This is a genomic window from Pseudomonas baetica (assembly GCF_019733355.1).
In the GTDB taxonomy this organism is placed as follows: domain Bacteria; phylum Pseudomonadota; class Gammaproteobacteria; order Pseudomonadales; family Pseudomonadaceae; genus Aquipseudomonas; species Aquipseudomonas baetica_A.
On record NZ_JAIHLQ010000036.1, the window covers coordinates 64,142 to 71,319 of the forward strand.

3 protein-coding genes and 1 pseudogene (1 of these 4 cut by a window edge) are annotated in these 7,178 nt (G+C 61.7%); 3 read left to right on the forward strand and 1 reads right to left on the reverse strand.

The genetic code is table 11. The features are described 5' to 3' along the window. From K5E40_RS26355 to K5E40_RS26365, 3 genes are all read left to right on the forward strand, one after another. Nucleotides 1-5,628, forward strand: partial view of a non-ribosomal peptide synthase/polyketide synthase gene (locus K5E40_RS26355; protein WP_221733308.1) — the 3' portion only. 9,363 nt of this gene lie to the left of the window's left edge; only the last 5,628 of its 14,991 coding nucleotides appear in the window; its start codon lies beyond the left edge, outside the window; it ends in the stop codon at nt 5,626-5,628. 68 nt (nt 5,629-5,696) lie between these two features. Further along, a complete protein-coding gene (locus K5E40_RS26360; protein ID WP_221733309.1) occupies nt 5,697-6,656 on the forward strand; it encodes an alpha/beta hydrolase in 960 nt (319 codons plus the stop codon). A gap of 193 nt (nt 6,657-6,849) precedes the next feature. Then, on the forward strand, nt 6,850-7,017 hold the full coding sequence (locus K5E40_RS26365; RefSeq protein ID WP_221733310.1) for a metallothionein: 168 nt from the start codon (nt 6,850-6,852) through the stop codon (nt 7,015-7,017). A gap of 79 nt (nt 7,018-7,096) precedes the next feature. On the opposite strand, the pseudogene K5E40_RS35185 reads toward K5E40_RS26365, so the two are convergent. Further along, nucleotides 7,097-7,178 (reverse strand): annotated as a pseudogene (locus tag K5E40_RS35185) (maturase); the annotation flags it as partial.

The window sequence follows — 7,178 nt, forward strand, 5'->3', positions numbered from 1 at the left end:
GCCAATCGTCTGGCACACAAACTGATCGAACTGGGTGTTGGCCCGGAAGTGCGGGTCGGCGTGGCAATGCCGCGTTCCGAGCAGTTGCTCATTGCCTTGCTGGCGGTGCTCAAGTCGGGTGGCGCGTATGTGCCGCTGGACCCTGATTACCCGGCGGGTCGTGTCGCTTACATGTTGGAAGACAGCCGTGCGCGGGTGTTGCTGACCGAGCAAGCGGTCGCCGCGACCCTGAGCGTGCCGAGCGAAACGCAAGTGTTACTGCTGGATCAGGTGTCGCTGAATAGCTATTCAGCTGTCGCGCCTCAAACATCGGTCGCGCCGGATAACCTCGCCTACGTGATCTACACCTCGGGCTCCACTGGCAAACCCAAAGGCGTGGCGATTACCCATCGCAACGTCATGGCGTTGATCGACTGGTCGGCCAAGGTCTACAGCCGTGACGACATTCAAGGCGTACTGGCCTCGACCTCGGTGTGCTTCGACCTGTCGGTGTGGGAGTTGTTTGTCACGTTGGCCAACGGTGGTTCGCTGATCATCGCGCGCAATGCCCTGGAGCTGCCGCACTTGCCGGCTCGCGATCAAGTTCGTTTGATCAACACCGTGCCGTCGGCCATCGCTGCACTGCAACGCGCCGGAGAGATTGCGCCGAGTGTGCGCATCATCAATCTGGCCGGTGAACCGCTCAAGCAAGGGCTGGTCGACGCGCTGTATCAACAGTCGACGGTCGAGCACGTCTACGACCTCTACGGCCCGTCGGAAGACACCACCTATTCGACCTGGACTCGCCGCGGCAGCGGTGGTCAGGCGCGCATCGGTCGTGCCCTCGACCACAGCGCCAGTCACTTGCTCGACGCCGATTTGCACCTTGTCCCGCAAGGAGTATCGGCCGAGTTGTACCTGTCCGGCGCCGGCATCACTCGCGGCTACCTGGGTCGTGCGGCGATGACCGCCGAGCGCTTCGTGCCCAACCCACTCGCCGCCAATGGCGAGCGCATGTACCGCACCGGTGACCTGATTCGCGAGCGCGAAGAGGGCGCGTTGGAGTACATGGGGCGGATCGACCATCAGGTGAAGATTCGCGGCTTGCGTATCGAATTGGGCGAAATCGAGGCGCGTCTGGTGGCCCATACCGCCGTGCGCGAAGGGGTGGTCGTGGCCAGTGAAGTGCTGGGCAGCCAACAATTGATCGCCTACCTGGTGCCGGCCGATCCGACAACGCTGGATGCCAGCACTGAGTTGCAACGTGAACTGCACGACGACATCAGCACCTGGCTGGGCGCGACCCTGCCGGAATACATGGTGCCGACTCACCGTCTGTGGCTGGCGCAGCTACCGCTGACCCCCAACGGCAAGATCGATCGCAAGCGCTTGCCGGCGCTGGAGCTCACAGCCGCGCAACAACACGTCGAACCGGCCAACGCTACCGAGCAGACGCTGGTGGACATCTGGAAAGACGTGCTGGGTCTGGCGCAGGTCAGCACCACCGACAGCTTCTTCGCCTTGGGCGGCGACTCGATCATCTCGATTCAAGTGGTCAGCCGCGCCCGTCAGCAAGGCCTGGAACTGAGCCCGAAAGACCTGTTCCAGCACCCGACCATCGAGCAACTGGCGCCACGCGTTGCCAGCACCTCGGACGTACCGTTGGCAGCGCTGGTCGACATGCCTCTGCACGGTTTGACCGACGCGCAAATCGCGCAATTGCCGCTGCCGCAGGATCAACTGGCGGGGCTTTATCGCTTGTCGCCGATGCAGCAGGGCATGCTGTTCCTCGGCCTGAACTCGCCGGAGTCGGATCTCTACATCAACCAGTTGTGCATTCCGGTGCAAGGCCTTGAGCCTTGGCGCTTGAAAGATGCCTGGGAAACCGTCAGCCGTCGTCACGACATCCTGCGCACCGGTTTCCTCTGGCAGGACATGGCCGAACCGCTGCAATTCGTCCTCGCCGATCCGCCGTTGCCGCTCAGCCTGCTCGACTGGCGCGAACAGGATCACTCGGCCCAAGCCTTGCAGGCCTTGGCGGACGGCGAGCGGGCCAAGGGCTTCGACCTCGATCAGCCGCCGCTGCAACGTCTGACGCTGGTGCAAGTGGGCGAGGACAGCTATCAGTTGATCTGGACCTATCACCACATCCTGATCGACGGCTGGAGCAGTTCGCAGTTGATCGGCGAAGTGCTGAGCCAGTATTCCGGCAAGCCGCTGGCCGACGCCGTGCCGTATCGTCATTACATCAACTGGCTGCAACAACAGGACGGCAATGCCAGCGAAGGGTTCTGGCGTCAGCACCTGAGCAAGCTCGACGAGCCGACCTACCTTGCCGACACCGTGGCGCGTACTGGCAGCGGTCGTGGTCACGAGGCACTGTATAGCCGCTTGGGCGAGCCGCGCACCGAACAGCTCAAGGCCTTTGCGCAAGCTCAGCAAGTGACCCTCAACACCTTGGTGCAGGGCGCATGGCTGATGCTGCTGAGCCGTTACAGCGGTCAGCGTTGCGTGGCGTTCGGCGCCACGGTGGCGGGGCGCCCGGCGAGCCTGCCGGCGTCGGAGTCGATCCTCGGCCTGTTCATCAACACCTTGCCGGTAATCAAGGATGTGCCCGCCGAGCAGTCGGTCGGCGAATGGCTGCGCGACTTGCAGGATTTCAACCTGGAAATGCGTGAGCGCGAGTACACCCCGCTCACCGATGTGCAGCGCTGGGCCGGACGTGCCGGGCAATCGCTGTTCGACAGCATCATCGTGTTCGAGAACCACCCAATCGACCAGGCGCTGCGCGAATGGCGCGATGACTCGCTGAAATTCGGCGAAATCAGCAACGCCGGCCTGACCAACTTCCCGATGGACCTGATGGTCACGCTCGAAGAAGGTCTGGTGATTGAGTACATGTTCCTGCGTGAGCATTTCGACCGGGTGACTGTGGAAGGCATCCGCAGCAACATGGAAGGTCTGCTCGCCGCGTTGGCGCAAGACGCCGCGCAGCCGCTGGGCCGCATCGGTCTGCCGACCGGTCAGGCATGCATCGCGCAGGCCTTGCCGGCTCCTTCGCAAGAACTGGCAGTGCACCAGCGCATCGCGCAATGGGCACAAGCGCATGCAGGCCAAACTGCATTGATCTTCAATGGCGAGAGCTTCAGCTACGGCCAGATCGAGGCCCGGGCCAATCGTCTGGCCCATACGCTGATCGCCGAAGGTGTCGGCCCGGAGATCCGCGTCGGTGTGGCCCTGCCACGCAGCGAAAACATGATCGTCGCGCTGTTGGCGGTGCTCAAGGCCGGAGGCGCTTATGTACCGCTGGACGCGACGTATCCACGCGAACGCCTGAGTTATCTGATGCGCGATTCGGGCATCGCCTTGTTGCTCAGCCATTCGAGTCTGCGTCAGGTGATGCCGACCGGGGACAACCTGCATGTGCTGGAACTCGATCACCTGGATCTGAGCGCTCAGCCAGAGGTGGCGCCGCAGGTCGCGGTGCAAGCGGACAATCTGGCCTACGTGATTTATACCTCCGGCTCTACCGGCCAGCCGAAAGGCGTCGGTGTCGCTCACGGGCCATTGGCGATGCACTGCCAGGCCATCGGTCAGCGTTATGAGATGAGTGAAGCCGATTGCGAACTGCACTTCATGTCGTTCGCCTTCGACGGTGCCCATGAGCGCTGGTTGACGACACTGACCCACGGTGCGCGCCTGCTGATCCGTGATGACAGCCTGTGGACCGCCGAGCAAACCTACAACGCCCTGCATGAGCATTGCGTGACCGTGGCCGCGTTCCCGCCGGTGTACTTGCAGCAACTGGCCGAGCACGCTGAACAGCACGGCAACCCGCCGGCGGTGCGCATCTACTGCTTCGGTGGTGATGCGGTGCCGGTGGCGAGTTTCGAACTGGCGAAACGGGCACTGAAACCGCAATACATCATCAATGGCTACGGCCCGACCGAAACCGTGGTGACGCCGCTGATCTGGAAAGCCGGTGCTGACGATCAGTGCGGTGCGGCCTATGCGCCAATCGGCAGTGTGGTGGGTGAGCGCAGCGGTTATGTGCTCGACGCCGACCTCAATCCGCTGCCAGTGGGCCTTGCCGGTGAGCTGTACCTGGGCGGCGCGTTGGCCCGTGGATATCTGGGACGTGCCGGCGGCACTGCGGAGCGTTTCGTGGCCAACCCGTTCAGCGCTGATGGCAGCCGCCTGTACCGTACCGGCGACCTGGTTCGCCAGCGTGAGGACGGCACTGTCGACTATCTGGGTCGGATCGACCATCAAGTGAAGATCCGTGGTTTCCGCATCGAGTTGGGCGAAGTCGAAGCGTGCCTCAAGCAACAACCGGGGGTGCGTGACGCCGCCGTGGTGGCCCGCGAGGGTGTCAGCGGCAAGCAGTTGCTTGGTTATGTACTGGCCACAGCCGAAACGGCAACGGACGGCTTGTGCGAACGCTTGCGCGAGCAGCTCAAGGCCAGCCTGCCGGACTACATGGTGCCTGCGCACCTGATGTTGCTCGAGCGCATGCCGCTGACCCCTAATGGCAAACTCGACCGCAAGGCCCTGCCCAGCCCCGACGCCGAACAACGTCAGGATTACGTGGCGCCGCGCACCGAGCTGGAAAAGGCCATGGCGAAGATCTGGCAAGAGGTGCTGAAAATCGATCGCGTCGGCCTCACCGACAACTTTTTCGAACTGGGTGGTGATTCGATCCTCAGTCTGCAAGTGGTGGCGCGCAGTCGCGTGCTGAAAGCCCAAGGGCTGAGCCTGAAACTGCGCGACCTGATGCAGAAACCGAGCATCGCCGAACTGGTTGCCAGTGTGCAGGGATCCGCCGAAAAAGCCTCCGGGTTGCTGGCGATGAACCCTGAAGTCAAGGGCGTTGCGCCGCTGTTCTGCATTCACGCCGGCTTCGGTACGGTGTTCGACTACGAACCATTGGCGCGCCGCTTGAGCGGGCGCCGGCAGGTGTTGGCGATTCAGTCGCGGATGCTGCTGGATCCGGCGTTCAACGATGTGTCGTTGCAGGACATGGCCAGCGATTATGTGGCGCAGATCCGTGAGAAACAGCCAGACGGGCCGTATTACCTGTTGGGCTGGTCGCTGGGTGGGACGCTGGCGATGTTGATGGCCGCGCAACTCGAACAGGTCGGCCAGACAGTCAAGTTCGTTGGTCTGGTGGACAGCTTCGTACCGTCGGCCAAGGTCAACGAGGGCGCGGTGGATGATTGGCAGGCTGATCTGCGTGACTTCCTGCGGGTGACCCTGCCGGACGCCGCGCCGGGCTTGAGCATCGACGGTGAAGAAACGCCGCAGAACCTGCGCGCATTGTTCGCCAGGGCCATGAGTGCCGAACGTGGGGCTTCGACCTACGTGGCACTGGGCGCCGATGAACTGGCCCATGTGTTCAGCGTGGCGCGTCGACTCAAGCAACTGTCGTTGCAACTGGATCGCTGTGCACCGCTGGCGTTCAACCCTATCTGCTGGTGGACCCTGGGGCGCGAAGAGGAGGCCGTGGAACTGGCGGCGCAACTTGAGCAGTCGGGCATGGGCGGCGAATGGCTTGATTGCGGGCACTTCCAGATCCCGCGCGATGAAACTTTCCTGTCCGAGGCTGAAGAAATGCTCGGCGAGATCGTTGAACCAGTAGCCATGTCCTGAAATTTGCTCTGAAACCAGAAAGAAAGCATTCGGGCGCTCATCGCGTGCGAATGCTTTTGGAGAAATAAATGCCTTTGAACCCTGATATCGCCGCATTCCTGCAACTGGTCGGTAACGGCCGGGCCAGTGGCAAACGTGTTGGCATGCATGAGCTGAGCCCGGCAGAAGCCCGCGAGCAATTTGATCAGTCATCACTGTTGATGGATGCCGGCGGCGAAGACTTGCAAGTGGTGGATGAACTGCAATTACCCGTGCGCGATGGTACGCGTCTGAACGCACGGATCTACAGCAATCAGCTTTTGAATGCAGGTGCCGGACGTCCGGCGCTGTTGTATTTCCACGGCGGGGGTTATGTGGTCGGCAGCCTCGATTCCCATGATTCGCTTTGCCGGGCATTGGCTTCGATGGCCGATTGTGTGGTGCTGTCGGTGGCTTACCGGTTGGCGCCGGAATTTCGCTTTCCAACGGCGGCCGATGATGCCCGGGATGCCTGGGATTGGCTGGTGGTCAGCGCCGAGGGTATGGGCATCGACGCCTCGCGCCTGGCGATTGCCGGTGACAGCGTCGGCGGCAGCCTGGCCACGGTACTCGCCGCGCAACTGGCGGGCGCCGCCGTGCAGCCGCGCTTGCAGGTGCTGATTTATCCGGTCACGGATGCCAGTCGCAGCACGCCGTCGATCGAGCGTTTTGGCGAAGGGCATTTGCTGGAGAAAGATTCGCTGCACTGGTTCTACGAGCACTATCAGCGTGATGTCAGTGATCGTCTCGATCCTCGTTTTTCGCCGTTGCTGGCGCAGGTCAACGCCAACCTCGCACCGGTGCTGTTGGTGTTGGCCGAATGTGATCCGTTGCACGACGAGGGCGTGGCGTATGCGCGTCATTTGCAGGCGGCGGGGGTTGAGGTGCAATTGAAGGTTTATGAGGGCATGACCCACGACTTCATGCGCATGGGCGCGATTATCGATGAGGCTGAAGAGGCGCAGCAGCATATTGCTGAGCGCTTGGTCGAGGTGTTTGCTGTGGCTTGACGGGATGGGTGAATATCCGTTGCTTTGGGCGCAACCCTAAGCAGCCGTTACCGCCGCAACGGATATGCTCACAAACCCCACGTTCAAATCCCCGGGAAAACCAAATCAAAAGATCCCAGCCCTCGGCAGCTACACTGATTCCTACGGCTTGCCTTTCAAGCCTCAGACAACCACCACTGAAGGAGTCTGTCCCATGCCTGTTACTTCTGAAAGCACCTGTGACTGTCCTAAATGCAACTGCAAGCTCGGTGAACATCCGATTGCGCGCCACGGCAAGCACTACTGCTGCGAAGGCTGTGCCAAACACCACGAACATGGTGAGGCGTGTTCAAGCAAGGGCTGTAAATGCGCACACGGCTAACGACCGCCATCGAGTAGGAGGCGGATTCACATCCGCCGTCCTCTCACACCACCGTACGTACGGTTCCGTATACGGCGGTTCAGGTTATACGGTTAAGTCGGTTTATCGTGTCCAGTATCGAGACCAGGCCGAGGTTGTCCCATCGTTTCTTCGCCAGCGCC

What these genes read in the sequence shown, in the direction of transcription:
- K5E40_RS26365 (WP_221733310.1), top strand. Translation starts at nt 6,850, where the DNA reads ATGCCTGTTACTTCTGAAAGCACCTGTGACTGTCCTAAATGCAACTGC.
- K5E40_RS26360 (WP_221733309.1), top strand. Translation starts at nt 5,697, where the DNA reads ATGCCTTTGAACCCTGATATCGCCGCATTCCTGCAACTGGTCGGTAAC.